Raw genomic sequence first — 24,204 nt, 5'->3', positions numbered from 1 at the left:
GTCTATCTTGTTATTTTCACGTTTTGGGCAAGTACTTAATTCACTGTTCATTACGACAGGACAAGCAGAGCCACTTTCCGTATTTTTCCAGTTTTTTACCCCCTTCTATTTCGCAGCACCTGCTTGTTTTTATCTTTATATCACTGGTTTTGTGTTCGAAAGGAGAATAATTACAAAAAGGGATTTTTTTCATTTCATACCCGCAATGTTAGCCATTATACATATTATTCCATGGCCGGGTTCAGCCCCAATTAATTGGAACCTTATTGTTAACGAGCTGCATGCCGAGGGTTATCTTTCATTAGAAGCGAAGACTGGATTATTCCCTTCTTACATCCATTTTTTGTTCAGACCAGTACTTACTATAGTTTATTTAGGCTTAACCTGGCTCGCTGTTATTAAATCGAGGGTTTTGAGGAAAAACGCCCTAAACCATACCGCACAATATTGGGCAATATTTTTACTTAAGGTTGCTACTTTTTTCCAACTTTTAGGCCTGGCACCAATCATATTGAGGAACATAAAACTACCTATTGAAAATTCAATTTTCGTAGTAATCAACTGTGCGGCTTTGTTGCTCATCCTTTTATATGCATTGCATAAGCCCAGCATTTTTTATGGCTTTCTACTGGTAGCTATTGATTGGAATAAGAATGAATGGAAAGATAAAATAGTATCTGATGAGGTAAGCCCCCCGGAAGATTTTACAATATCCGACATGATAAGGGTTCCGAAAGCCTTATCGCTCCCTGTTAAGAAGTTTAATCTATCAGAAGAACAAATTTTATTATATGTTGATCTGATCAAAAAAGAAATGGAAGATAATTGCCTGTACCTTAATCAAGATTTACAAATTATAGATCTGGCAACCCGTATCAACATTCCTGTTCATCAATGTTCCTTTGTGATCAATAACCACATTGGAAAGAATTTCCGCGACTGGATCAACAGCTATCGCATAGCACATTTTTTAACGCAATATCCTATCCTTGTTGATAAGATTACCATAGAGGCAATTGCTCAGGAAGCCGGATTTAAAAATCAGGCTACCTTTTACAATGCTTTCAAAAAAGAAAAAGGCATCATGCCAACGGCCTATTTTTCGCAGGGAGAAAACGTTTCAGGCTTATTTTAACGCTATTTTGCTCTAACGATTGAATCATTAGAGACAAGTTACTCCCTTTAACTACATTTTTTTCGGAATAGCCAATACTTTTGAATTAGTTTTTTCGGGTTACCATACACTAACTCGAAAATATGCTGATTGATTATATCCTATCCCTAATAATAATGATAATAGATTTTGAGAATCGTCTTTCAATGAAGCCATTTTTCAACTATTTGGAAAAATTTCATCCCCTGTCTGGCGAATTCATGATGCATTGTGAAATAAACAGCCAATTCATAACTGTAAAAAAACACAAACATATACTCTCGCCCATAGATTCCAACAATGCCATGTATTTTTTAATTAAAGGGGTGGTTAGGGGCTTTATTAAAGATAGAAAAAAAGATATCAGTACCTGGTTTGGCTTCGAAAATCAGATTATAGAGGCCATCCGTCATCCTGATCAGCAATCTAATCATTCTGTAGAATACCTTCAGGCGCTTGAAGACTGCCACCTGATCCGCATCCCCTATACAACTACTGATTTCTTATATTCGAATTATCCGGAGTCGCATGTTATCGCCAGAAAGATTCTGGAAATACAATATTACCATGCTGCCGAAAGATCAATCATGGCCAGGATCCCAAATGCACTGGGACGGTACCTTAAACTTGAAAGTACAGCTTTTGATATTGATAGAATACCCCAACGTTATTTAGCCAGTTATCTGGGTATGCGCTTAGAAACTTTGAGCAGAATACGAAACAGGACTGTTGTGCAGGATTTAAAGATGCTGGCTTAATTTCAATTCATTATTAGGTTGACCAAGGCATATTATTAAAATAAAATTCTATCCGTTTTTTAACTTTGCAAAAACACTAATTTAAAGGTGGACAAGAAAATTTATTAAAATGAATATTATACTAGCATCTACTTCTACCCTTTTTGGTGGAAACTACCTGGAATACTTAACAGATGAGCTTATTACCTTATTTAAAGGAACAGATGAAATCATTTTTATACCCTTTGCCAGGCCAGGTGGCATTTCGCATGATGAATACACCGAAAAAGCTAAAGATTTTTTCTCCAATCTTAATATCAAAGTAAAAGGTTTGCATGAATTTGCCAATCCTACTGAAGCGGTACATCAGGCGAAAGGTTATTTTACCGGTGGTGGAAATACTTTTCTTTTGGTAAAAACATTGCACGAACTTGACCTGATGACGGTTTTGAGCGAAAACATTAAAAAAGGCAAAGCCTATTTAGGTTGTAGCGCAGGTAGCAACATTGGCGGCATTAATATGAAAACCACTAATGATATGCCGATCGTTTATCCTTCTTCTTTTGATTGTATGGGCTTGGTTCCGTTTAACCTTAATCCGCATTACCTGGACCCAAATCCTGATCTAAAACATAACGGGGAGACAAGAGAAACCAGAATTAAAGAGTTTTTAACCCAAAACGAGATAAAAGTGGTTGGCTTACGTGAAGGAAACTGGATCAGAATACAGGGTGATAACATCACTACCGAAGGAAGCGAAGAAACCAGGATTTTTGAACCTGGTAAAAGCCCGTATGAGCTTCAGCCAGGAGCATCACTGCTCTAAATAAATTTTTAGTGATGCAGTCCTCTTTCTTTCAGGTAGATCAACAGGTCAGCCGGACGATCCGTTTGCACAATTACAGGGTGATAAGCAATCAACCAGCCCCAGCTTTCTTCCTTCTCACCTTTTTCTATAGCGCGGTCATCATCATGGCCTCCATTTAGCGATGGCCACAAACTGTTAAGCCAGATCAAGGGCTTACCGTTCAATTCCTTTATAGTTTTTAGATTGCTTAAAGTATCGGTATCAAAGATGGGCTGCACGATTGTTTTTTTATTAGGTGTATAAGACTTGATAATATCTTGCATGTCCTTCTTCTTTACATTAACCACCACCATTAAATAAGCATCATCTGGGATAACGTTTTTGGTTTTAAGTTCTCCATAAGGTATCTCATCACCCACATTAACAATAGCCTGATCAATGGTAGAAGTTTCGCGCAGTACCTTAAATACCAGATCAAGATGATCGTTTCCTTTATCTACATTAATCAGGATTTTACCTTTTGCCGCCAGCATCATTTCCCTCATGGTTGGGATCTGATTTTCTGTAACACGGCCCAGGCCATTCTTTAACCTAAACTTTTTCAGTTCCTCCAAAGTGTAATCGCCCACTTTTCCTTTTGCATTGGTTGTGCGATCGATCGTATTATCGTGCATCACGACCATTTGACTATCCTTGCTCATCTTCACATCAAGTTCCATAATATCAAAACCTTTTCTGATACTATTGTAAAGTGCATTCAATGAGTTTTCAGGTGCATTTCTCCAATCGCCACGGTGTGCGGCAACTAAAATCTGTCTGTTATTCCCCTTAAAAACGGTTTTTAATTTTTCAGCCGGACTTTGGGCCAGCGAAACGATTGTAATGGTATTCAACAATAAAAAAAGGATACTACGGGAGGTTTTCATACAAAACTGGAAAAATGATCGATGCGCAAAAGTATTAACGGGCCGTTAAGCAGGTGTTTTGGCAATGTTAATTTTAAGCATTTAAACAACAGATCTAAAATTTCTATTAAAAATGAACTGTTTTTCGCCCGATTTTAAAACCCGTTCGTCGAGAATTTACCTGCGTTGGTATAATACGGCCAAATCGGCTGAAACGTTTCTCAAATGAGTGCGTCTCATTATCAAACAATCACAAATTATTAATTAAAAATATAAATAAAAACATTATGAAAACTTTATTCTCAACCTCAGCAAAATCTTTAATGGCAGCTTTAGTATTAAGCGCTTCAATCTTTAGTGCAAATGTAATGGCTGGCGAAAAACAACCAGTAAAAATATCTGCACCAAAAAACTTCGATAAAGTAGTGGTAAGCGGAAAGGTAGAAGTTACCCTGATCCAGAATGGTACCGAAGGCGTAAGTTACGCAGATGAAAATACCGGAAATGTAAAAGTGATCCAGGATGGATCGGCACTGAAAATTACCTCAACAGATAACAGTCCGGCAAAAATCACTGTATATGTAAAAAACATCTACAGGGTACAGGCTTCTGATGACGCAACCGTGAAAACAGAGGGTAAACTTGATGTAAAATATCTTCAGGTATTCTTAACTGGAAACGCTGTTGCTAAAATCAATTCGAAAACAGAAAGTTTATATACTGTAATGGAAGGTTATGCTGACTTAAAATTAAGCGGAGCTACTCAAAACCACAACGTAGTAATGGGCAGCACACCAAAATTAAACTTAGACAAATTTGCTGCTTCAAAAACAGAAATGACTTCGCCAACGGCTACTATCCAAACTGCAGCCTTAACAAAATAAATAACCCATAAATATTTTCTAAAAGCGACAATTGATTTGTCGCTTTTTTTTTGCTCAAATTTTTCAGCTACAAAACATATATTTACGGTTCATCCTATGAAAAATAATGCTACTCAACCAATGAAAACTCAATTGAGGAATATATGGAAGATTTTACTGATCTGCACCTGTGTTTCCTGCCACTCCAATGAAGAAAAAAAGAATAAACATACCGATACAGCCGAAAAAACAGTTGAAGTAAAAAAGGCAACTGGTAACAAACCACAGAAAAAAGGCTTTATGGAGTTTTTGAGCTATAATGATGATGGCGATTATTTCTTACTCACAGCCCGCAGGAAGAATGAAACATTCTCCTTTATTAACGATAGCAATGACGACAGAAGTTTGTTAAGAGGTGATACTATAGTAGTTACATGGATAACCGACACCATTTATATTGCAGGTGATGGCGATACACCACAACAGGCAGATAAGATCGTTTCTGTAAAAAAACTGAAAGATGGCAATGTTTCAAAATTCAGGAAAACTTACAATAAACAACTAAAATACCATTGGCCACAGGAAGAAAATTACTCAAAACCTTATCTGGATAAGCTCTACACTGCCGTAGAGTATTATGTCGCCAATTCGAAAAATGAACTGCTGCAATTGCTTGTTAAAAACAAGGATGAAATAAATTATTCCATTGAAAAACAGACCCGAAATAATAAAGAATACACCCTAATCGGCATTGCCGGAACCCTAGAACACCATAGTAACACCGTGCAATGGTTATATTTAGATAGTGAGGAAGATAAACTTTATGAATATGATTTGCAAAATGACAGTTTAATTGAGTTTAACCACTAAAACCAATAACATGACACTCTTTTTCCTCTTTTGTGTAATTGCTGTACTGCTTCTGGCAAACCTTTTAATTTTTAGGAAAAAGTCTTTAAAAGTAAAAATTATTGGCTCCATTGCGCTGCTGTTAGGCGCATTTATTCTCTTTATTGCGGTAGTGGCAATTCTTTTTTATAATTCAACCGATCCAAGAGAAAGGGCGGCAGAAGAAGGCGCACGGAACAAATGGTTATCGGTTAAGAACCTTACTCAATCCAGCCACCAGGCTATCGTTTCTTATTTGCTAAATGAAGGAAATACAACTAAAAAAATAAGCGACACCTTAAATTTGGCTAAGGGCCAATATAATTCTTCACAACTCATGCTACCTATATTGGTGGGTGATAGCACTTATTTTCCTGAGGGTTTTAAAATCCAGATCAAAGATTCGTTAAATAATCTGGTGGCAGAGTATGATAAAGCACAGTTTCTGCAAAAAGCCACAACTGACGATTCTACTTATAAACCAAAGAATAAAATGACTATAAGTTTTTATGTGATAGAAATTAATGGTCAGGAAAAGTTGAAAACCCATCAATCCCCGAAGCTTTAATCAGCTATTTTATCATAATTTCTACAAAAAGTAAATCTACATCCACCTGGGTGCAGCATGATTATTAAATCGGCTGAAAAATAAATTTCACTATTCGCCCGATTTTAACAGCCGTTCGTCGAGGATTTAGCTGTGTTGGTATAATACCCTGTTTTCTGGTGCAACGTTTTGTACTTACCGGCGTCTTATCTACAAAAACAGAAACAAAATATTATTTAAAAATATAAAAAACAGCATTATGAAAACCTCAATCAAAACCCTAACAAAATCGCTTTTAGCAGCAATCGTTTTAACATCATCTATTTTTTCGACAAGCGTAATGGCTGATGAAAAACAACCTACCAAAGTTTCAGCTCCAAACAATTTCAGTAAAGTTGTTGTAGGCGGAAATGTAGAAGTTACATTGGTACAATGCCAAAAAGAAGGTGTAAGCTACAATGACGACAACACAGGAAGCGTAAAAGTGATCCAGGACGGAGATGCACTAAAAATCACTTCAGAAAGTAAAGATGTAGCTAAAATTACTGTTTACGTAAAAAACATTTACAGGGTACAGGCATCAGGAAATGCTGTGGTAAAAACAGAAGGCAAATTAGACGCCAAATACCTTCAGTTATTCTTAAAAGAAAACGCTGTTGCCGAAATCAACTCAAAAACAGAGAGTTTATATACTGTAATAGAAGGTAAAGCAGATTTAAAATTGAAAGGCGCTACTCAAAACCACATTTTGGTAATGGGAAAAACACAAAAATTAAATTTAGATCGTTTTGCAGCCTTAAAAACCGAAATGAACAATCAACAAACGCTTCAAATTGCATCATTGGCTAAATAAGTCATCACCATATATACAAAAGGCGGCAAGATAAATATTTTGCCGCCTTTTGCGTTTAAGTCAAATTTTCAATTAATTAAAGATTTGTGCCTCCCGGTAATCGTGGTCCATCCGTTCTAACTTGCCTGCGTTAAAATGTAGTTTTACAGTTGAAGCCCCGGTAACGCTTGAACTTACAAAATCAGAAAACACAAACTGCCAGTCACTATAATTATTCAAATCGGGATCGTAAGGTTTGTTTAAAGGTTTGTCTGAAAGTACAAAACCATAAGCAGCGTAGGTTGGCAATTGATGAATTTTGAGCAGTTTTGCCCCTATCCCACTAACAGGATCGTCCACTTTAATTGCCGTATCATCAGCAGCGCCATCTGGCCATTTCGTAACATTTGAGGTGAGTCCGCCACCTGTTGCAATCTGTTGCACCTTATCCCCACTAAATAGAAATACAGCGCGATCTAAAGTCCCTGTGTTACTATACACCGTAAGTGCATAGTAAAATGGAAGGATTTTGATAAGTTTTTCAGGAGAACTGTAGGGCTTACGCGCGTAAATTGCTACATATTGAAAATCGAGTGTTTTTCCCGCCTGTTGCAACTGGGCAAATACCTCGGCTTGCGTACTGCCAATCTTAACGCCCCATTTTTCGCCTTTGGTAATCGATTCGGAATAATCGCCTTGTTTCTCTTTTTTACATGCTGATATTACGATCAGCAAGAACATTATTGGTAATAATCTTTTCATTATTTTGGTTAGGTGTTGATTTTACAGTTATAAACGGATAATAAGCCCCTGCCGCTACAATTAGCAAAAAATTACATCTGCAATATACTTGATCAACCAATCTTATGCCCGTTATTATATTATGGATCTTATTACATTTTTGCATCATATTTTTGAAATCATAACAGAGCTTCCTATGAGAAATCATTTTGCATACACTATTTTTAGCCTTCTTTTATCCACAGGACTTTATTATGCGCAAAGTGATATCCTCTTAAAAAACCAATTTAAACCACTGTTCAGCCGCCATTGGACAAGCGATTATTCAATACTGCGGGGAAGAAAAGTGGAGAATAAAGATACTTTAACCCAAATTTCTTATAGTTTCAAAAGAGACCACACCTTTATATTAAGAAGCTACCCTGGCATGAAAGAGGTAACAGGAAACTGGGAATATGATCCAAAAGGGAAAATGATCAACTTAAAGGTAAACAGCAGGCATACATCTTCAATTATTTTAATCAGCGATACAATAGTGGTAATGAAGTTCTCCAATATCAGAGGTCTACCCACGGATTTAGCCAATGGACGATTTTACTATAAACCAAGGCCTGATTTATGATTTCCCGTTTTTTATTATTCTGAGAATATACTTACCGGATCAACCTCTTTAAACAGATATTGTTTATGTGGGGGCAATTTTCCATGACTTACCTTTGTGGGCATATCTTCTTTCATGGTATTAATATCCTCAACTGTAATCTTTTTGGCCAATACATCATATTTTGCAATGGTTTGCTGGCCTGCCCCGGCATTATATGTTTCCATGTAAGTAAATACAAGTTCTCCGTTTTTGAAACAGTATCTGGTTTCGCGGTTACCAACCGGGCCACTACCGTAAGTTGATATGATTAAGGTTTTATTTTTATCTATCGTAATATCCTCACTGTCATACTGTTGATAATCGCCATTAATATATGCAGCACCAATAGCCTGCCAGGAGGTTGCATACAAATTGTAGCCACCCGTAGCCTGTTTTAAAAGAACCAAAACCGGCCGAAGATCGGTGCTGTCTGTTTTGTTCTGAAGCACCAGAACCACATCTTCCATATCGTCGTTATTTAAAAACCCTTTAGCATCCATAGCAACAATATAGGGGCTGGTTACAAAGTCATCAATCGTATTACCGTTTTCTGGAAATTCGGTATCGTTTATTTCTTTTGGTTCTTCTGTTTTTGGGGATATTGTTTCAGACGCTTCTTTCGTAGCGATTTGCACCGGGCTATTGGCCATGCTATCCTCTGTTTGTTGAGATGTTATACCAGCATTAAACCAGTGAAGCTTATAACCAAATACAATGACCAACAAAAGTACAAATGTTAAAAGTGCAATAATAATTCTGCTTTGTTTTTTCATAAAGTTGCTTATAGTATAAAGGTAATTCAATTTTCATGATAAATTCCTGTCCTCATTGAGCTAAGAAAATTTGATGAAAAATAAAAAACATATCCAATTACCTAACATATTCTAAATTTAATGCGTTCAAATCTTTTTAATGAGCGTGTAATCATACATTTAAGTATGATTATACAACCATATAAAATAAAGCTTTCACGTAAAAAAAAGTAATACAACACCTACTTATTCCTCCAGAGAAGCCTTTCACTCAGGATTCGTGTAAAATTCGACCAAACTATTTTGAGCTAATAATTATGTTATTAGCTTTGATCATCACTCCTAATTAGATTATCACATCCTTTTTTGTTAAAACACCTGGGTAATAATCTGCCTGTAGTCGCGGCCTGCAAGCAGTTAACTAACAATTATTTAACCTATTATTTTAACCAAAAATGAAAAATCTTAAAAAAACCAAACAACTGGGAATCATTCTATGTTCCTCTGTGCTATTGCTTACAATGGCATTACCATCTTGTAAAAAAAATGGAGGCGATGATCCGGTAAACACCAAACCAGAAATGCAATCGAAGTTAACAGAAGCTGAAGAAATCCGTATCATGAAGGCAGGATTTTCAACCAACGATGCTATAAAAGTGGGAGATTCTTATCTGGTTGAAGGAGACATTCTACTTTCTGCAGAAGACCTTAACCACCAAATTAAATTAGTAGAAGGACTAAAAGGTAAAAATGGTCCTAGTACAGAGCAATATAAGTCTGGATACACATTAGCTGCTAAATACCTTAACAATGGGCAAATAAAAATTAAGATCGATGCAGGTAATTTACAAAAACTTGTTACAGATGCAACCGTGATCGCAATTAAGAGGTACAATGATCTAAAACTAGCTACTACTTTTGTGCTGGAAACAAGCTCAACCGGGACAGCAGATATCGCAGTTGTGATGAAAGACCTTGGTGGAAGAGATGGGAATGGCAGTATCGTTTTGGGACGATCAGGCGGGTTTCCAAGGGCAGATAGTAGCCCTGCTCCGAATTTCTCTCTCAACAATCAATACTATAATGCGACAGATTTTACAGCCAATGCGCTTGCTAACGTTATTGCGCATGAAATTGGCCACTGTGTAGGCTTTAGACATACAGATTATACAGATAGAAAATCATGCGGTTTTGGTGCGAAAGGGGAACCAGTAACTGCTTATCTCACCAATGCCGAAGGAACTGCATATTTACTGGATGCAAAAGGTAATAAGATTGAGGATTTAACAACAACAGCCACCCTCATCCCTGGAACTGTAACTAAGGATTCTAAGTCATGGATGGGCGCATGCAACAGCGACATAAGTTCATTTACCGCCAACGATAAAACCGCCATTTACTATCTTTTAGGAAAGCAATAAGTATTTAATCATGTAATCCGGAATATTGAGGTTTTCAATGCTTCATATCCGGATTACATGATTAACTTAATACCCAACTATATAACTCATTAACCGCATCAACATAAAATTCTATAAAGTATTTTTAAGCTAATTATTATTTGATTATCTTAGAACTGAAAATCCCTCCTATTTAGTATTCATTACATCCTTTTTTGTTAAAACACCTGGGTAAAGATTAGCCAGTAGTCGCGACCTGCAAGCAGCGTATTAACTATTTATTTAACCATAATTTTAACTAAAAATGAAAAATCTTAAAAAAACAAAACAATTAGGGATCATTCTGTGCTCATTTGTACTATTGATTATTGTAGCACTGGCATCCTGTAAAAAAAACGGAAGCGATGACTCATTAAACACCAAACAAGCAGTACAATCGAAGTTAACAGAAGCTGAAGAAATCCGCATCATGAAGGCAGGATTTTCGACCAATGATGTCATAAAAGTAGGTGATTCTTATCTTGTTGAAGGAGATATTCTACTTTCTGTAGAAGAGCTTAACCATCAAATAAAGTTAATAGAAGGACTAAAAGGAAAAAATGGACCTAGTACCGAGCAATACAAGACTGGCTTTACATTAGCTGATAAATACATTAAAAATGGGCAAATAAAGGTTAGGGTTGATGGAGGTGATATGCAAAAATTTGTTACTAAGGCCACCAAGATAGCCATTGGGAGATACAACGACTTAAAACTGGGTACTACTTTTGTGCTGGAGACCAGCCCAAGCGGAACAGCAGACATTGTAATTACAATGAGAGATCTTAGTGTCATAAAATCAGCACCTGGTACTATTTTTGGCGGGTGGTCACTTGGATTTCCAAGTGCAGATGGTAAACCTGCTGGAGGATTCTCACTAAACAATAAATACTATAATGACACAGATTTCACTGCTGATGAACTTGCTAACATGATTGCGCATGAAATTGGCCACTGTGTAGGCTTTAGACATACAGATTATTCAGATAGAAGTTCCTGCGGTTTAGGTGAGGAAGGAGAATCAACCACCAGCAGTTTAAGAGATGAAAAGGGAGACAGGATTCTGGATGCAAACGGAAATAAGATTTTGGATTTAACAACAACAGCCTCCTTAATTCCTGGAACTGTAGCAAAGGACTCCAAGTCGTGGATGCGTGCGTGCCCCGCCAACATAAGGTCCTTTACCGAAAAAGATAAAATCGCTTTATATTATCTTTTAGGAAAACAATAAGTACTTAATCCGGTAAGCCGGAATCATTAGGTCCTTCGGATAGTTATCTGGATTAAAAGACCGGGAGTATATCTCCTGGTCTTTTATTCTTTGTGATTTAATGCTATGATAATATTTTAGTTTCTTATTTCCGGCAAGTAGTTCCGTACTATTTATTCTTGGCCTGATACTGGTTATACAGTGCCACACATTTTTCCTCATAGTCGAAATTGATATCATCGCTAAAGGTTTGCAGGTAGGTTTTAGGGAAAACCATTATGCTATTGACTGCCGGTAATTCGACCATCTTTTTATTGCGTACCACCCTAAAATGAGCAGTATATTTATTGGTTAACAGGTTTACGCTCGAGGTACCACCGTTTTCACCGGAATAGGTACCACTTACCTCATAATCTGTACGTTTCATCTTTACCAACTGCATTTTTTTCTCTTTTTTGTTATAGGCAAATGTGCTTATAAAGCCAGAGCGGCCATAATCGTTCCAAAATTCGAAACCATCTTTAAGGGCAACGAGTGTATTGCCAAAATTGAGTTTCCAGATTTTCTGGCTTTCTATTTTCCTGAATTTCTGACTAGACAGTTTACACACCAATGTTTTGGTATCACTGTTAATGTAAACTGTATCTTTTTTAAGGTCGTGGTCAAAATCTTTTACCAATCGCCGTGTACTCTGCCCCAGTGCGGCGGTTGAAAGCATTGTAAAGAACAATACTGTAGTATAATAAATGCGGGCTTTATTCATAGGTTGGTTCGTTAATTAATTATAGTCTGAGTTATCCTGTTGTTTAAACAGCGAATACAGATAAATGTTGGTATAAATTAGCTAATTTCTATTAAGAAAGGCATTAATTTTGATCAATTTAGTTTTAACGGTCTCCCATTGCCATAATCACCTTGTAAACATGCATAAAACCAATTCTATTCCCTATTTTTGAGCAATGAGTTTCTATTAAGGCACTTAATCCATACTTTTCAAATCAATGATTATCAGAAAACCTTTTCCTATAACCATCACCTATACTTTTCTAGTTTTCTTTACCTTGTTTTTTGCAGGCAATGTATCTGCACAGAAAAACAGCCAGACAGATAAAGGTCAGGATGTATCAATACTTGCAGACTCGGCAACATTGACCAAAGGCGATTATCTTGCGCATCTGGAAAAAGTATTCGAAACGGTGAACAAAGTACCGGTTACTGTTGCTTCTTTTAAAAAATTAAAGCCTATTGAGGCACATTTAACACAAGATGAAGCTGCACTGGCCCTGCTTAAAAGCAGGTTGACGCAAAGCGACCGTACATTGAACCTGCAGAACCTGCAAATGGACCAGACTTTACTGGAAGAGCTTCGAGGCAACAATAAAGATTGTTTGGCAGACCTTGATGAATATGAAAAGGAATTGCGGGCACTGAAAACGGAGATCCTAAACCTGCGGAAAGATACCGTATTGATTAGATTATTTACTTCACCCAAGGTGCGTATTCTGTTCAAGGATCAGTTTACCGAGCTAGGAAAGAAACGTATAGTGATGGATAGCCTGCTTAAAAACACGACGTTAGCAATTAATAATTTTCAGGCCAGAACTTCGGCCAATCTCATTAATATTAAGGAGCTGATGTACCTAACCGATAGTCAGCTGGATGCAGTTAGCATAAAGGCTTTCGGTAAGGAACGCCGATACCTGTGGGAATCGGTAAATAAACCGGCCAATAAAAGCATGGGGTTCCGCAGGTTTATTAAAGGCGAACAGGAAATATCGGGCTATTATTTTGTTTATACAAGGAGCAGCCGATTGCTTTTACTATTTACCTGCGCTGTATTTTTCTTCTGGGTATTCTTTAATTTCAGGAGTGTGAAACAGCGTGGCCGCTTAGAAACCCTTGATGGCTTTTCGTTGATTAGTCCGCAGCCCTACCTGATCACTTTTATCACACTTTTCACCCTGGCGCCTATTTTCGATCTAAGGGCTCCGGCACTTTATATAGAAGCCGTACAAGTAATACTGGCGATATTGCTTACCGCATTTTTCCGTAAAAAACTAGGCAAAAGGTTATTTTACTATTGGTGTATTTTCGTGGTGTTGCTTCTTGCTCCGGTTTTTCTGCGTCTTTTGGGCATGCCACCAAGATACCAGCGCTGGCTTCTGCTATTCCTAACGGTAAGTTCGGTAGCTTATGGCATTATGGTTTGGAAAATGCTTGATGAAAAAACAAAAAGATACAGGATGATCCTGGTTACCGGATTTATTTATACAGGATTTGCCATCATTGCTACCTTTTGCAATTTATTTGGCCGTTTTACCCTTACACAGATTTTTTATTCTACCGGGGTAAGCTCTTTGTTAAATGCGATTTCGCTGACCATTCTAGCCAAAGTATTGGTAGAAGCTTTTTTATTGCAGATGAAAAGCAGCAGGATCCGCAAAGGCTTTCCCGAATATTTTGACTGGCAGCCCGTTATTGCCGGGCTGAAAAGGCTTACAGGGATTGGTGCCACCATTATCTGGTTTGTAATATTTACCACCAACCTGAATATTTTTAACGGGCTCTATGAATCGGTAATGGAGGTCCTTACCGAAAAAAGAACGATCGGAAGTTTCTCTTTCACTTTCGGTGGCGTGGTGCTCTTTCTTGGCATCATCTGGATTGCCAATTTTCTGCAGAAATACATTGCCTATTTCTTCGGCGATACCGGCGACGACAGCTTTGATGATAATAAAGGCGAACGTTCGAAATTGCTGGTTACCCGTTTGGTGCTGCTGATCGGTGGCTTTTTAATCGCTGTCGCGGCATCAGGCCTTCCTATAGATAAAATCACGGTGATATTGGGTGCTTTAGGTGTGGGTATTGGGCTCGGTTTGCAGAATATTGTAAGCAACTTTGTTTCAGGCATTATCCTTATTTTTGATAAAACGATCCGCATTGGGGATATTGTTGAACTGAGCGATAAAAAAGGCCGCGTAAAAGAAATCGGTGTGCGTGCAAGTACGCTACTTAGCGATGAAGGTGCAGAGATCATCATACCTAATGGTGCCATCCTATCCAACAACATCATTAACTGGACACTGAGCAATAACCAAATGCGGGTAAACATTTCTTTGTCGGTTGCCAAGCCATTTAATACCACTGATGTGGTCAACCTGATCAGGGAAATTATTACCGAAAACAACAATGTATTTATTAGCAAAGAACCAGTGATTATGATTAGTCCGGTGAGCAAACTGAACAGCAAAATCAATATTTATTTCTGGTGCAAGGATATTTCGAAAGCTGATCTGACTAAAAGCATGATCAATGCGCAGATTTTTGAGGCATTTGAACAGAAGGGTATTGAAATTTTATAATAATAAATTGCATGAATACTTTTTTCCTTTCCGAATTACATATCTACCCTATTAAATCCCTAGGTGGCATCAGTCTTGAAAAAGCCCAATTAGAAGAAAAAGGCCTCCAATACGACAGGAGATGGATGCTTGTTGATGAAGAAGGAATATTTATTACGCAAAGAAAATATTTCGAACTGGCTTTACTTGCGGTAAATATTAGTAAGGGCAGGTTAATTATATCACATAAAACCCAAACCGACCAAAGAATATCATTCGATTTGCAGGAAGATAATGGAACGCAGATTCCCGTTGTGATCTGGAACGATACCACTGTTGGCATTGAAGTAAATAAAGCGGTAAGTGATTGGTTTTCTGATTTTCTGAAATTTAAAGTAAAACTGGTAAAAATGCCGGTGGCAGAAAAAAGGTTAGTAGACCCAAGATATGCATCTAATGATGAAGTAGTGAGTTTTGCTGATGGTTATCCTTGTCTGCTCATTGGTCAGTCTTCTTTGGATGGACTTAATGAAAAGCTCCAAAGCCCTATCAGGATGGACCGTTTCAGGCCCAATTTTGTGTTTACTGGCGGAACGCCGCACATTGAAGACCGCTTTGATACTTTTTACATTGGCGAAACTTTATTTTCTGCAGTAAAACCTTGTGCAAGATGTGTACTGATTACCATCGATCAGCAAACAGGCGAAAAAGGACAGGAACCATTGAGAACATTAGCTGGTTACCGTACTATTGACAAAAAAATCATGTTCGGGCAGAATTTATTGCACCAAAAAGCTGGCATAATCAGTGTGGGAGATGAACTTAAAGTAGTGAGGTGGAAGATGTAAAATGGAAGACGGGAGATGGAACTAATATTTCGATAAAAATTCCTTAACTACCTTAAATCTTAATGATAAAGATTTTATTCAACATTAATCTGCAATGTTTGTAACCACCTTAATCACCTGAAATAAGCTAAGCCCGGGCCATAAACCAAAGCGCTTCGTGCGCAAACTTTTCATCATATTTAACGTTTAAAAACTAATTCCTACTTAATTTTGGAAGATAAAGTAATTTAAATATCCATTGAATGAAAGATGCAATAATTGAACCGGCGGGCAAAAAATATTATGAACAACTGATCGCAGTTTGGGAAAGCTCAGTTAGGGCAACGCACCATTTTCTTTCAGAAAGTGATATCATGACCTATCGTTCGTTGATTTTAACTGAATATTTTGATCAGGTACAATTGTACTGCATTAAGGTTGAACAGGAAATTACGGGCTTTATTGGTATCAATGGCGAATCTATACAGATGTTATTTATCCATGCTGATGCAAGAGGAGAAGGACTCGGCAAAACATTAATTGATTTTGCAAAAAAAGAACATGGTGCCAATACGGTAGATGTAAATGAGCAGAATGACCAGGCGGTGGGCTTTTATGAAAAACTCGGCTTCGTAACCATCGAACGAAGTGAGCTAGATGCAGCTGGGAAACCTTTCCCTATCCTATCAATGGAATTAAAAGCTTAAATTTTGGCGAAATCACTGAAACCACTCTCTTAAATAATTTTTATCTAAATCATGCCCGAAAATATTACAGGAAAATTATTGATGGCTATCGCAATTGGCGCTGCCTTTGGCTTGTTTTACACGCTCTTGCTTAATATGCATGGTTTTACTAAAATCAAATATAAGCATGCTGCACTTACCATTGGTACTGTTATATTTCTCCTTGGTTTATATAGTTTTGAGGCAGCAGGTATAGGCTGTTTCATTATTGGCATTGGAATTTTTGTCCTTGCCATTGCACTAATGGCAAGAGGCACAGCCGATTCACTGAAAGCCCTGTCCGCTAAATTTTCACCTGGCAATAAACAGCAAAATGCCGAAGGGCAGCAATTAAACAAACCAGGTTTAAGTAGTTATGTTGGTGTAATATTTCATCTCGTGGTTATTGTGCTGATTTCGTTATCGATATTTACTTACGCTGACGATACAATATTAGATAAGGCAAAAATGGACCGGTTGATCATGGATGCTATTTTTCAGTTTTCCAGTACCATTATGCTTATATTGTTAGGGATGTTTAATCCCTTTTTGCAGCCTTCTGCAAAGCTATTAGGAATCGCTGACCGGATTGATAGCATTAAATATCCTAAACTATACCTCATGCTCTCCGGCAAAAAATTCTGGATAGCTTTTAAAACCCTCATTTGCCTCGGTATTGTTGCTTATTTCGTCTCTAAAGGATATTTTAACCTGCTGTCCTGGGATAATGCTACGCCTTACATGAATATCTACGTGCTGGTTATCGGTTTTTTTATCATGGTAAATCTGGTACAGATGATCCGGAGTCCGGAGTATTTTTTCAAGGCAAGCCTGTTCAGGATTACTATGTTACTACGATCGGCCTTTATCAGTATCTTTTTAAGTGCGATCCTGGTTTTCTCCACCCTGTTTATTTCATCGATTTTAGGGATTGATATCAATAGGCTTAAGGTAAGTTCGGAGGCTATAATTTTCCTAGGGTTTAATATTATTATGTGTTACAATGAGTTTAGGCTGGCGCGGGCTTAATAACCTTTTTTTCTTAGAAATGTGGGTTCAGTTTTTCATCTGATTTCTGAGTGGTGTCTGATGTTACCATCTGACACCATGTTGTTTTACTATAAAAATGTATTACTGGTCAGATGGAAACATCTGACTGCACCATAAATAAAAAGTTCAAATGCTCGTCAGATGTAACATCTGACGGCACAGAAATCAATACTTTAATCCAAAAGAGGAAAAATCAGCATTCTGACTAATACTTCCATTAAAATGAAGACCAATACGTGGGCTTCTATCCCATTGTGGTAAGAAATTAACCGTGATTTTTTCCTTAGCCGGAACACTTTGCCATTCTTCATTAGGTTGCTTGAAAAATACAAGCAGGCTTAAATCATCTGCGGTTTTCATTTTAAGCTCAACCGGAACTTTTGCTGATATTTTTACTTTTGAAAGCACCGTTTTGGTTTTATTTTCTACCTTCCAAAATTCTATTTCATTTCCAGATATACCAATACCTACAGCCGAGCCTGCATCGCCATAATACACTAAACCTTTTAGCGCGCTATTGGTATTTGTTACGGTTGTAGTTGCTTCAAAAGTTGCTGATATAGGCCTAACCGTTAATGCTATTCCGGTAAGGTTATCTTTATTGATCCTTCCGGATAAATGAAGCTGCCCGTTTTGCTGCAAAATTCCTGGAGTTGAGTTTCTAAAATCCCACTGCCATCTTTTGTCAATTTCCGAATTGGTAAAGCTCAATTTCAGATCCTGGTTAACACTTGGACCAGATTGTTCTTTAAGCACTGGCCATCCATCTTTTCCAGTCCAGCTTAATTGCGCAAGCATCCCCTGCCGGCCTGAAAAAACATTTGTCTTTTTGTTGTAGGCATGGTAGAGGTAATAATCTTTTCCATCTGTAGTTTTCACAAAAGTGCCGTGCCCTGAACATTTCCAGTATTCATTTTCCATTAACAACGGATTGGCAGCATAAAGCTCGTATGGCCCGGCAAATGATTTTGATCTTGCTACCCTAACATTATAATCGCATTGCGCACCACAACAATTCCCGGCCGAATAAAAAAGATAATAATATCCGTCCTTTTTCAAGATGCTCTGCCCTTCTAAACCTATATGCTGATCGTCTTTAAGTAAAGAAAAAGGCTCTCCTTCTATTTTAATTCCGTTCTTGGCAAGTTTATAAGCCAAAATCTCAATGGGGCGTTTATCCAAACCATAAGCTTTAAAGGTAATGTATCGCGTATCACCATCAAGGTAAACAAACGCATCGATTGATTCTTTGCCATAATCAATAATGATACCCTGATCAACAAAACCTCTATCGGGATATTTTGATGTGGCCACGCCAATGCACGAAACATTATCCTTTTTTCTTCTTGCAGTATAATAAATGAAATAGGTTTTATCGTGATAATCATATTCAGGAGCCCAAAACGATCCCGAAGTCCACGCTGGCGCACGCTCAAAAACATAACCTGATTGTTTCCAGTCTAACAGATCTTTTGAGGTATAAATCGGGAAATGTGGCGCCCACTCGGAAGAAGTACCTATGGCAAAATACTGCTTATTGGCCCGAATAATAGATGGATCGGCAAAATCTCCGGCAATTACGGGTTCTATAACGGTTTGTGCATATAAAAAATTCGCAGTCAGGAATAGTTTAATGGCTATTACCATTACATAGCGCAAAAGAAGACGGGTATTTATTTTTATCATCATGCTATAGCCTTTAAGTTGGTGTTTAATTTGGTTAAATCTTTGCAGACTGCATGCCATTACAGGAAAGCGCAAACTTTATTTCCCTGCAGTAATAATATAGGTAAGCATACCAGGTACACCTTCATGTGTATTTGAAAAATTATCTTGTGTCAATTCAAACCCCATTTTTTCGAGCAGTTTTACTGAAGGTAGATTTTCGACGGATGGGCATGCAATTATTTTTTCAACTCCCATCTCATCAAATGCATACCCAATAACCGAAACCATAGCCTCTGCCATAATCCCCTTGCCCCGAAACGCCTCAAGCAATTCATATCCAAGTTCTACCGTTGCATTTGGTATATCAAAATTCCAAAGGCAGATGGTTCCAATCAGTGCTGTAGTGCTTTTATAAGATATTGCCCAAAATATGGATTCATTTTTATTGATTACGCCATCGATCATATTGATATAGGAAACAGCCTGATCAATAGTCGTAAAAGGTGCCTTTCCTATTAATTCAGCAACTTTAGCGTCCGAGCGCGATTGGTAAATTTCATTAGCATCAGTTAAAGCCAGTCTTCGAAGTACTAATCTTTCTGTATTTAAAACCGGGAATTTTGAAAAATTTTGTTGTTGCATGGGTTATGTTATAAATCTTTCTTAAAGTTATTTAATTAAACCTGAACAAAAAATAAGGCCGGACCATTATAAAAATGATCCAGCTTTTAAAAAACGGCGGTGATAAAATTCAATTTATTTCTGCACCGGTACGGTAATCTGATACAATTTATCGTGCAGCGCTTTCATTTGTATTTCTGAAAATTTGATATCTTTTCTGTCGTAGGTCATCAAACCGTTCGTTTCTACTTCCACATCAGTGGTTTGGGTATAAACGCCTGCCGAAAGCCCTAGCGGAATCAATTGTTCCAAGCGCTTAGTAAACTCGGCGTATTTATTAAATAGATCAGTTTTGTTTTTAAAGCTTTGGTAACCCCAGTTGTTTTTCTGCTGCCACACATGGCCATCAATCGGGAGGCCAAGACCACCAAACTCACCCAGTACAAGGGCATATTCTTTTCCAAAATAATCAGGGCTCGGCATCGCCGGATGCGGGTAGTTGTGTAAGTCGATGATATCGCCAACCGGATGAAAATTACCTCCACTGGCTGTATTCACCAATCGCGAAGGATCTTTCTCTTTGGTCCATTTGGCTATTTCTACGGTTTTAAACTGTCCCCAGGCTTCGTTAAAAGGTGTCCAAACTACTATAGAAGGCACATTGTAAAGTGCATCGATAATGGCGTTCCACTCTTTTTTATAATAGCCTTCTGATTCGGCAGTTCTGTTTTGATCCGATCCATGGTCTAAAATACCCGGACGGTTTTCCCAGCCGTTACCCAGATCGCCGCTCGGCATATCCTGCCAAACCAGCATTCCGGCTTTATCGCAATAGTAATACCAACGGGCCGGTTCTACCTTAATGTGTTTCCTGATCATGTTGAAACCCATTTCTTTGGTTTTATCCACATCAAATTTCAAAGCGGCATCGGTTGGCGCGGTATATAAACCATCCGGCCACCATCCCTGATCGAGCGGGCCATACTGGAAAACAAATTCGTTGTTCAATAACATGCGCTGAATGCCGTTCTGGTCTTTTCCGATCGAACTTTTGCGCATGGCGAAATAACTTTTCACCTCATCAACCTTTTTGTTTTTAGCAAGCAGTTCTACTTTTAAATCGTATAAAAACGGGCTTTTAGGACTCCAAAGTTTAGGATCTGCAATTTTTAACGTAATTACACCACTGCCATCACCGGTTTGTTCAGCAACTTTTGTAGTGCCATCCCAGGCCGAAACTTTTACCTGATCGCCTGAAGCAGCACCCGTTAAAAATGGGGTAATTGCTAGCGATTGCTGATCGATATCAGGTGTTACCTTGATATGATCAATGTGTGTTTTATTTACTGCTTCAATCCACACCGTTTGCCAGATACCGGTTACCGGGGTATACCAGATGCCTTCAGGTTTTTTCACCTGTTTACCCCTTGGTTGAGGTCCTTCATCGGTCGGATCCCAAACTTCTACAGTTAAGGTCTGGTTACCATTTTTATTTAAAAATGGTGTGATGTTAAAACTAAAAGGATCGAAACCACCTTCATGTTTCCCCACTTCTTTGCCATTAAGGCTTACAGTTGTTCTCCAGTCTACCGCTCCAAAATGAAGCAGAATTTCTTTACCTTTCATATTCGAAGGCACCGTAAATACAGTTTTGTACCATAGTAAACTGTCTTTGCCTACCGTTTTACCAACACCCGAAAGTGCAGATTCTACCGCAAATGGCACGAGTATTTTACCCTGATTAATGGCCGGACGCTGTGATTTTTCGGAAATGGCATAATCCCAAAGGCCGTTCAGGTTTTTCCAGTTGCCCGTACGTTCGAACTGTGGGCGGGGATACTCTGGCAATACATTTTTCGGGTTAACGTCCAGTGCCCATGGCGAGGCAATTTTCCCTTTCACCATGTTCCACGATTTGTCCTGCTGCTGTGCGGATAGGGAAAGTGAGAGCCCAAGCAGTGATAAGAAAACAGATACTTTTTTATTCATTGGTTTAAGTTTTGTGTGTTAAGGTTAGGTTCGGCAATGTTGTTAATTTAAGCAGAGAATATTTCACTAAGGGTTTACTTGTTTCGTAAAATCAATACAAATCACATTTTTTGAATTGATAGGCTGCGAAGAGTCATCATTCCCAACCCGATAGCTATCGGGTCGATTGGGAATCTTAATGCATTAAGCTTCAAGATTCCCGCCTACGCGGGAATGACGCTCCGCTCAGACTGACAATGATTTATTTGTTATTGAGTTTTTTGATCAGGTTAACTTCATCGAGGCGATATGGTGTGCCATCAGGCTGAAAAATTTCATGGAACCACTCGATCGGTTCAGAACCATCGGCAAGAGGAGTATCCCAGGCATATTTGGTATTGGTTTTACCCGCAGCAAAACCCCAGTTAATGGCACCAACGTTTTCGTTTTTAAGCATTGGCAGGATATTAGAGAAACGGCTGTTGCGTGATCGTGCCATGTATTCGGTACAGATCAATGGTCTGCCGCTGGCCTTCAACAGGTCGATGGTTCTCTGGTGCCAATCTGGTGCTTCGTAGTTATGGTAGGTTACAATATCCGAATTGGCCAGTTGTATGGCATTCAGCTTTTCGAAACCCCAGCTCCACAAACCGATTGAAATCGGCTGATCGGGATTAACCGAACGTGCCCAGCTGATGGTTTTGGTGAGTAAAGGAATAGTTGCCTCTAATTTGCCACTGTTTCCGGGCTCGTTATATAAGTCCCAAAGCAAAATTCTTTTATCGTGTGCAAAATGGGTAAGCACATCTTTTACATATTTTTCCAGTTCAGGGAAGTTGGCTTCTTCTTTAAAAGCCGGATCGCCGGGATCCTGTAACCAGCCCGAATTATGAATACCCGTTTTCGGCTCTGGCTGTTTGCCAATAGTTGAAGTTTTATTCCAGCAATCGTCAAAAAATACAAACATGGGTTGTATGCCGTGTTTTTGGCTAATGGTTAAAAACTGGTCCATCCGTTTTTTAAAACCTTCAGGATCCTGGCTCCAGGCTTTGCTATATAAGAATACGCGCAGGGTGTTAAAGCCGATACCTTCGGCCCAGCCCAGTTCTTTATCGATCAGATCTGGCGAAAAAGTGTCGGCCTGCCACATTTCCAATTGGTTAATGGCGTTAGAAGGAATATAATTTGCGCCAGTTAGCCATTTATGCTCACTATACCAGGCATTGGCTTTCTCTACCGACCATACTTTTGCGGGTTCGGGGCTTTTTTTTGTTTTTTGTGCAAACCCTGTGCTGATGCTAAAGCTCATTGCAGCAAGGAGAACATAGTTTTTTAGGTTCATATCGGTTATATCTGATTAGTTATTATCGTGGTTTGAAGGTGGGGCTAAACTTTCGCCCGGTTTTACAGGGAACCCAAAATTCGGGGTGCCATCAGCATTCCAGGTAAATTTTTGTGCCCTTGGCGATCGGAAACCGCCGCAGCCCTGCCCAGGTTTATCGTTGGCATGGTAGAGAATCCAGTCTTCTTTCCCATCAGGTGATTTAAAAAACGAATTATGACCCGGGGCATAAACGCCATCTTTTGCCGACTGCTGAAAAACAGGTTTATCGGTTTTTGTCCATGATTTTGGATCGAGCAGGTTACTCTTTGACGAAGCAGAAAGCATACCCAGCGCATAAAAATCCGTCCAGCAGCCACTGGCCGAATAAATGATGAAAATTTTATCGCCATGAACCAGAAACTGTGGTCCTTCGTTTACATCAACATGAGCACCGCCGCCCAGGTCGCCTATTTTTTCCCAATCAAACTTTGGGGTAGAAATTTTAACCCGGTTTCCATCTACCGTCCATGGGTTTTTAAGTTTAGCGATAAAAATTTCCTGTTTGCCGTTTTGGTCTCCTTCCCATCCCGACCAGATCATATACAGCTGGCCTTTAAAATCGATCACATCACCATCTATGGCCCATTTATCGGTGGGATCTGCAATTTTGCCTTTAAATACCCACTCCCCCTTCATCGGGTCGGCGGAAGCGTTTTCCAGTACATACATCCGGTGGTTTTCATTTCGGCCGTCATCGGCAGCAAAATAGGCATACCATTTCCCCCTCAAAAACATCACTTCAGGTGCCCAGATTTCTTTACTGTACATCGTTCCCTCCGGAGCTTTCCAGATGGTTTTCCGTTCGGCATTTTTAAGATCACTTAAGGTTTTGGTTTTCCACAGATCTACGCGGTTGCCCAACGAATTGGTATAATAGTAATAACCATCTTTGTAATAACTATAAGGATCGGCACCAGATGGCAACAAAGGATTGGTAAATGTTTGTGCATTTAATCCTCCCATTGCCAATAGGCACAACAGGGTAAACCGTAATTTTATTTTTAATTTATTCATTTTTAATTTTTACCCCCAAGCTGGTTCTTCAGTTTTTTAAAGCGCTTAATCTCAAAAAAAGTGATTTATTTTCTTAAATCGGCCTCCT

General features: G+C 38.5%; 23 protein-coding genes. 14 read left to right on the top strand and 9 right to left on the bottom strand.

All coding sequences use genetic code 11. The features are described from left to right. The first annotated feature begins 205 nt into the window (after positions 1-205). From U859_RS0116430 to pepE, 3 genes are all read left to right on the top strand, one after another. Complete coding sequence (locus U859_RS0116430) at positions 206-1,135, top strand: helix-turn-helix domain-containing protein (protein ID WP_162799962.1); 930 nt, start codon at positions 206-208, stop codon at positions 1,133-1,135. Between the two features lie 323 nt (positions 1,136-1,458). Then, positions 1,459-1,911 (top strand): Crp/Fnr family transcriptional regulator, encoded by a 453-nt coding sequence (locus tag U859_RS0116425; RefSeq protein ID WP_162799961.1) that lies wholly within the window; start codon positions 1,459-1,461, stop codon positions 1,909-1,911. Positions 1,912-2,020: 109 nt separating this feature from the next. Continuing rightward, on the top strand, positions 2,021-2,716 hold the full coding sequence (pepE, locus tag U859_RS0116420; protein WP_025144427.1) for a dipeptidase PepE: 696 nt from the start codon (positions 2,021-2,023) through the stop codon (positions 2,714-2,716). A gap of 8 nt (positions 2,717-2,724) precedes the next feature. Here pepE and U859_RS0116415 read toward each other — a convergent pair whose 3' ends face one another. After that, positions 2,725-3,624, bottom strand: coding sequence for a glycerophosphodiester phosphodiesterase family protein (locus U859_RS0116415; protein ID WP_025144426.1), 900 nt, complete (start codon positions 3,622-3,624; stop codon positions 2,725-2,727). Between the two features lie 266 nt (positions 3,625-3,890). On the opposite strand from U859_RS0116415, the gene U859_RS0116410 reads away from it, so the two are divergent. The 4 genes from U859_RS0116410 to U859_RS31170 all read left to right on the top strand — a co-directional run bounded on the left by U859_RS0116410 (position 3,891) and on the right by U859_RS31170 (position 6,754). Then, positions 3,891-4,487 carry a GIN domain-containing protein gene (locus tag U859_RS0116410; protein WP_025144425.1) on the top strand — a complete coding sequence of 199 codons (597 nt, stop codon included), beginning with the start codon at positions 3,891-3,893 and terminating at the stop codon, positions 4,485-4,487. A gap of 120 nt (positions 4,488-4,607) precedes the next feature. Continuing rightward, positions 4,608-5,336, top strand: a complete 729-nt coding sequence (locus tag U859_RS0116405; protein WP_029985854.1) for a hypothetical protein — start codon at positions 4,608-4,610, stop codon at positions 5,334-5,336. A gap of 10 nt (positions 5,337-5,346) precedes the next feature. Then, entirely contained in the window at positions 5,347-5,922 is a 576-nt protein-coding gene (locus tag U859_RS0116400) for a hypothetical protein (RefSeq protein ID WP_162799960.1), read from the top strand. 238 nt (positions 5,923-6,160) lie between these two features. After that, on the top strand, positions 6,161-6,754 hold the full coding sequence (locus U859_RS31170) for a GIN domain-containing protein (RefSeq protein WP_025144422.1): 594 nt from the start codon (positions 6,161-6,163) through the stop codon (positions 6,752-6,754). A gap of 72 nt (positions 6,755-6,826) precedes the next feature. On the opposite strand, the gene U859_RS0116390 is transcribed toward U859_RS31170, so the two are convergent. Then, on the bottom strand, positions 6,827-7,495 hold the full coding sequence (locus U859_RS0116390) for a hypothetical protein (protein WP_025144421.1): 669 nt from the start codon (positions 7,493-7,495) through the stop codon (positions 6,827-6,829). A gap of 175 nt (positions 7,496-7,670) precedes the next feature. On the opposite strand from U859_RS0116390, the gene U859_RS0116385 reads away from it, so the two are divergent. Continuing rightward, a complete protein-coding gene (locus U859_RS0116385; protein WP_025144420.1) occupies positions 7,671-8,096 on the top strand; it encodes a hypothetical protein in 426 nt (141 codons plus the stop codon). Positions 8,097-8,110: 14 nt separating this feature from the next. On the opposite strand, the gene U859_RS0116380 is transcribed toward U859_RS0116385, so the two are convergent. Next, positions 8,111-8,890, bottom strand: a complete 780-nt coding sequence (locus U859_RS0116380; RefSeq protein ID WP_025144419.1) for a hypothetical protein — start codon at positions 8,888-8,890, stop codon at positions 8,111-8,113. 434 nt (positions 8,891-9,324) lie between these two features. On the opposite strand from U859_RS0116380, the gene U859_RS0116375 reads away from it, so the two are divergent. Both U859_RS0116375 and U859_RS0116370 read left to right on the top strand, forming a co-directional pair. Further along, positions 9,325-10,290, top strand: a complete 966-nt coding sequence (locus U859_RS0116375) for a M57 family metalloprotease (RefSeq protein WP_025144418.1) — start codon at positions 9,325-9,327, stop codon at positions 10,288-10,290. Between the two features lie 283 nt (positions 10,291-10,573). Continuing rightward, positions 10,574-11,539, top strand: coding sequence for a M57 family metalloprotease (locus U859_RS0116370; protein WP_025144417.1), 966 nt, complete (start codon positions 10,574-10,576; stop codon positions 11,537-11,539). Between the two features lie 148 nt (positions 11,540-11,687). On the opposite strand, the gene U859_RS0116365 is transcribed toward U859_RS0116370, so the two are convergent. Beyond that, the gene (locus U859_RS0116365) at positions 11,688-12,281 is read right to left on the bottom strand and encodes a hypothetical protein (RefSeq protein WP_025144416.1); all 594 of its coding nucleotides are present in this window, start codon (positions 12,279-12,281) and stop codon (positions 11,688-11,690) included. A gap of 238 nt (positions 12,282-12,519) precedes the next feature. Between U859_RS0116365 and U859_RS0116360 the strand changes: the two genes are divergently transcribed. From U859_RS0116360 to U859_RS0116345, 4 genes are all read left to right on the top strand, one after another. Beyond that, the gene (locus U859_RS0116360; RefSeq protein WP_025144415.1) at positions 12,520-14,880 is read left to right on the top strand and encodes a mechanosensitive ion channel family protein; all 2,361 of its coding nucleotides are present in this window, start codon (positions 12,520-12,522) and stop codon (positions 14,878-14,880) included. An 11-nt stretch (positions 14,881-14,891) separates the two neighbouring features. Next, positions 14,892-15,707: an MOSC domain-containing protein gene (locus U859_RS0116355; protein ID WP_025144414.1), complete on the top strand. Its 816-nt coding sequence runs from the start codon at positions 14,892-14,894 to the stop codon at positions 15,705-15,707. A 242-nt stretch (positions 15,708-15,949) separates the two neighbouring features. Further along, a complete protein-coding gene (locus tag U859_RS0116350; RefSeq protein WP_025144413.1) occupies positions 15,950-16,393 on the top strand; it encodes a GNAT family N-acetyltransferase in 444 nt (147 codons plus the stop codon). 51 nt (positions 16,394-16,444) lie between these two features. Beyond that, positions 16,445-17,440, top strand: coding sequence for a hypothetical protein (locus tag U859_RS0116345; RefSeq protein WP_025144412.1), 996 nt, complete (start codon positions 16,445-16,447; stop codon positions 17,438-17,440). Positions 17,441-17,626: 186 nt separating this feature from the next. On the opposite strand, the gene U859_RS0116340 is transcribed toward U859_RS0116345, so the two are convergent. The 5 genes from U859_RS0116340 to U859_RS0116320 all read right to left on the bottom strand — a co-directional run bounded on the left by U859_RS0116340 (position 17,627) and on the right by U859_RS0116320 (position 24,116). Continuing rightward, a complete protein-coding gene (locus U859_RS0116340; RefSeq protein ID WP_162799959.1) occupies positions 17,627-19,150 on the bottom strand; it encodes a glycoside hydrolase family 43 protein in 1,524 nt (507 codons plus the stop codon). Positions 19,151-19,225: 75 nt separating this feature from the next. Further along, positions 19,226-19,771, bottom strand: coding sequence for a GNAT family N-acetyltransferase (locus tag U859_RS0116335; protein ID WP_025144410.1), 546 nt, complete (start codon positions 19,769-19,771; stop codon positions 19,226-19,228). Between the two features lie 114 nt (positions 19,772-19,885). Beyond that, positions 19,886-21,739, bottom strand: coding sequence for a glycoside hydrolase family 2 protein (locus tag U859_RS0116330; RefSeq protein ID WP_025144409.1), 1,854 nt, complete (start codon positions 21,737-21,739; stop codon positions 19,886-19,888). A 241-nt stretch (positions 21,740-21,980) separates the two neighbouring features. Next, positions 21,981-23,060, bottom strand: a complete 1,080-nt coding sequence (locus U859_RS0116325) for a cellulase family glycosylhydrolase (protein WP_025144408.1) — start codon at positions 23,058-23,060, stop codon at positions 21,981-21,983. 15 nt (positions 23,061-23,075) lie between these two features. Next, entirely contained in the window at positions 23,076-24,116 is a 1,041-nt protein-coding gene (locus tag U859_RS0116320; RefSeq protein WP_025144407.1) for a family 43 glycosylhydrolase, read from the bottom strand. Between the last annotated feature and the right edge of the window lie 88 nt (positions 24,117-24,204).

This window comes from Pedobacter jeongneungensis (assembly GCF_000633455.1).
Lineage (GTDB): Bacteria > Bacteroidota > Bacteroidia > Sphingobacteriales > Sphingobacteriaceae > Pedobacter > Pedobacter jeongneungensis_A.
Note: the sequence above shows the minus strand (reverse complement) of the source record. Positions and strands in the feature narration are given on the sequence as shown.

Excerpts from the sequence above, each read along its gene's own strand:
- U859_RS0116430 (WP_162799962.1), top strand. The coding sequence starts at position 206 with ATGTTAGCCATTATACATATTATTCCATGGCCGGGTTCAGCCCCAATT.
- U859_RS0116425 (WP_162799961.1), top strand. The coding sequence starts at position 1,459 with ATGTATTTTTTAATTAAAGGGGTGGTTAGGGGCTTTATTAAAGATAGA.
- pepE (WP_025144427.1), top strand. The coding sequence starts at position 2,021 with ATGAATATTATACTAGCATCTACTTCTACCCTTTTTGGTGGAAACTAC.
- U859_RS0116415 (WP_025144426.1), bottom strand. The coding sequence starts at position 3,624 with ATGAAAACCTCCCGTAGTATCCTTTTTTTATTGTTGAATACCATTACA.
- U859_RS0116410 (WP_025144425.1), top strand. The coding sequence starts at position 3,891 with ATGAAAACTTTATTCTCAACCTCAGCAAAATCTTTAATGGCAGCTTTA.
- U859_RS0116405 (WP_029985854.1), top strand. The coding sequence starts at position 4,608 with ATGAAAACTCAATTGAGGAATATATGGAAGATTTTACTGATCTGCACC.
- U859_RS0116400 (WP_162799960.1), top strand. The coding sequence starts at position 5,347 with ATGACACTCTTTTTCCTCTTTTGTGTAATTGCTGTACTGCTTCTGGCA.
- U859_RS31170 (WP_025144422.1), top strand. The coding sequence starts at position 6,161 with ATGAAAACCTCAATCAAAACCCTAACAAAATCGCTTTTAGCAGCAATC.
- U859_RS0116390 (WP_025144421.1), bottom strand. The coding sequence starts at position 7,495 with ATGAAAAGATTATTACCAATAATGTTCTTGCTGATCGTAATATCAGCA.
- U859_RS0116385 (WP_025144420.1), top strand. The coding sequence starts at position 7,671 with ATGAGAAATCATTTTGCATACACTATTTTTAGCCTTCTTTTATCCACA.
- U859_RS0116380 (WP_025144419.1), bottom strand. The coding sequence starts at position 8,890 with ATGAAAAAACAAAGCAGAATTATTATTGCACTTTTAACATTTGTACTT.
- U859_RS0116375 (WP_025144418.1), top strand. The coding sequence starts at position 9,325 with ATGAAAAATCTTAAAAAAACCAAACAACTGGGAATCATTCTATGTTCC.
- U859_RS0116370 (WP_025144417.1), top strand. The coding sequence starts at position 10,574 with ATGAAAAATCTTAAAAAAACAAAACAATTAGGGATCATTCTGTGCTCA.
- U859_RS0116365 (WP_025144416.1), bottom strand. The coding sequence starts at position 12,281 with ATGAATAAAGCCCGCATTTATTATACTACAGTATTGTTCTTTACAATG.
- U859_RS0116360 (WP_025144415.1), top strand. The coding sequence starts at position 12,520 with ATGATTATCAGAAAACCTTTTCCTATAACCATCACCTATACTTTTCTA.
- U859_RS0116355 (WP_025144414.1), top strand. The coding sequence starts at position 14,892 with ATGAATACTTTTTTCCTTTCCGAATTACATATCTACCCTATTAAATCC.
- U859_RS0116350 (WP_025144413.1), top strand. The coding sequence starts at position 15,950 with ATGAAAGATGCAATAATTGAACCGGCGGGCAAAAAATATTATGAACAA.
- U859_RS0116345 (WP_025144412.1), top strand. The coding sequence starts at position 16,445 with ATGCCCGAAAATATTACAGGAAAATTATTGATGGCTATCGCAATTGGC.
- U859_RS0116340 (WP_162799959.1), bottom strand. The coding sequence starts at position 19,150 with ATGATGATAAAAATAAATACCCGTCTTCTTTTGCGCTATGTAATGGTA.
- U859_RS0116335 (WP_025144410.1), bottom strand. The coding sequence starts at position 19,771 with ATGCAACAACAAAATTTTTCAAAATTCCCGGTTTTAAATACAGAAAGA.
- U859_RS0116330 (WP_025144409.1), bottom strand. The coding sequence starts at position 21,739 with ATGAATAAAAAAGTATCTGTTTTCTTATCACTGCTTGGGCTCTCACTT.
- U859_RS0116325 (WP_025144408.1), bottom strand. The coding sequence starts at position 23,060 with ATGAACCTAAAAAACTATGTTCTCCTTGCTGCAATGAGCTTTAGCATC.
- U859_RS0116320 (WP_025144407.1), bottom strand. The coding sequence starts at position 24,116 with ATGAATAAATTAAAAATAAAATTACGGTTTACCCTGTTGTGCCTATTG.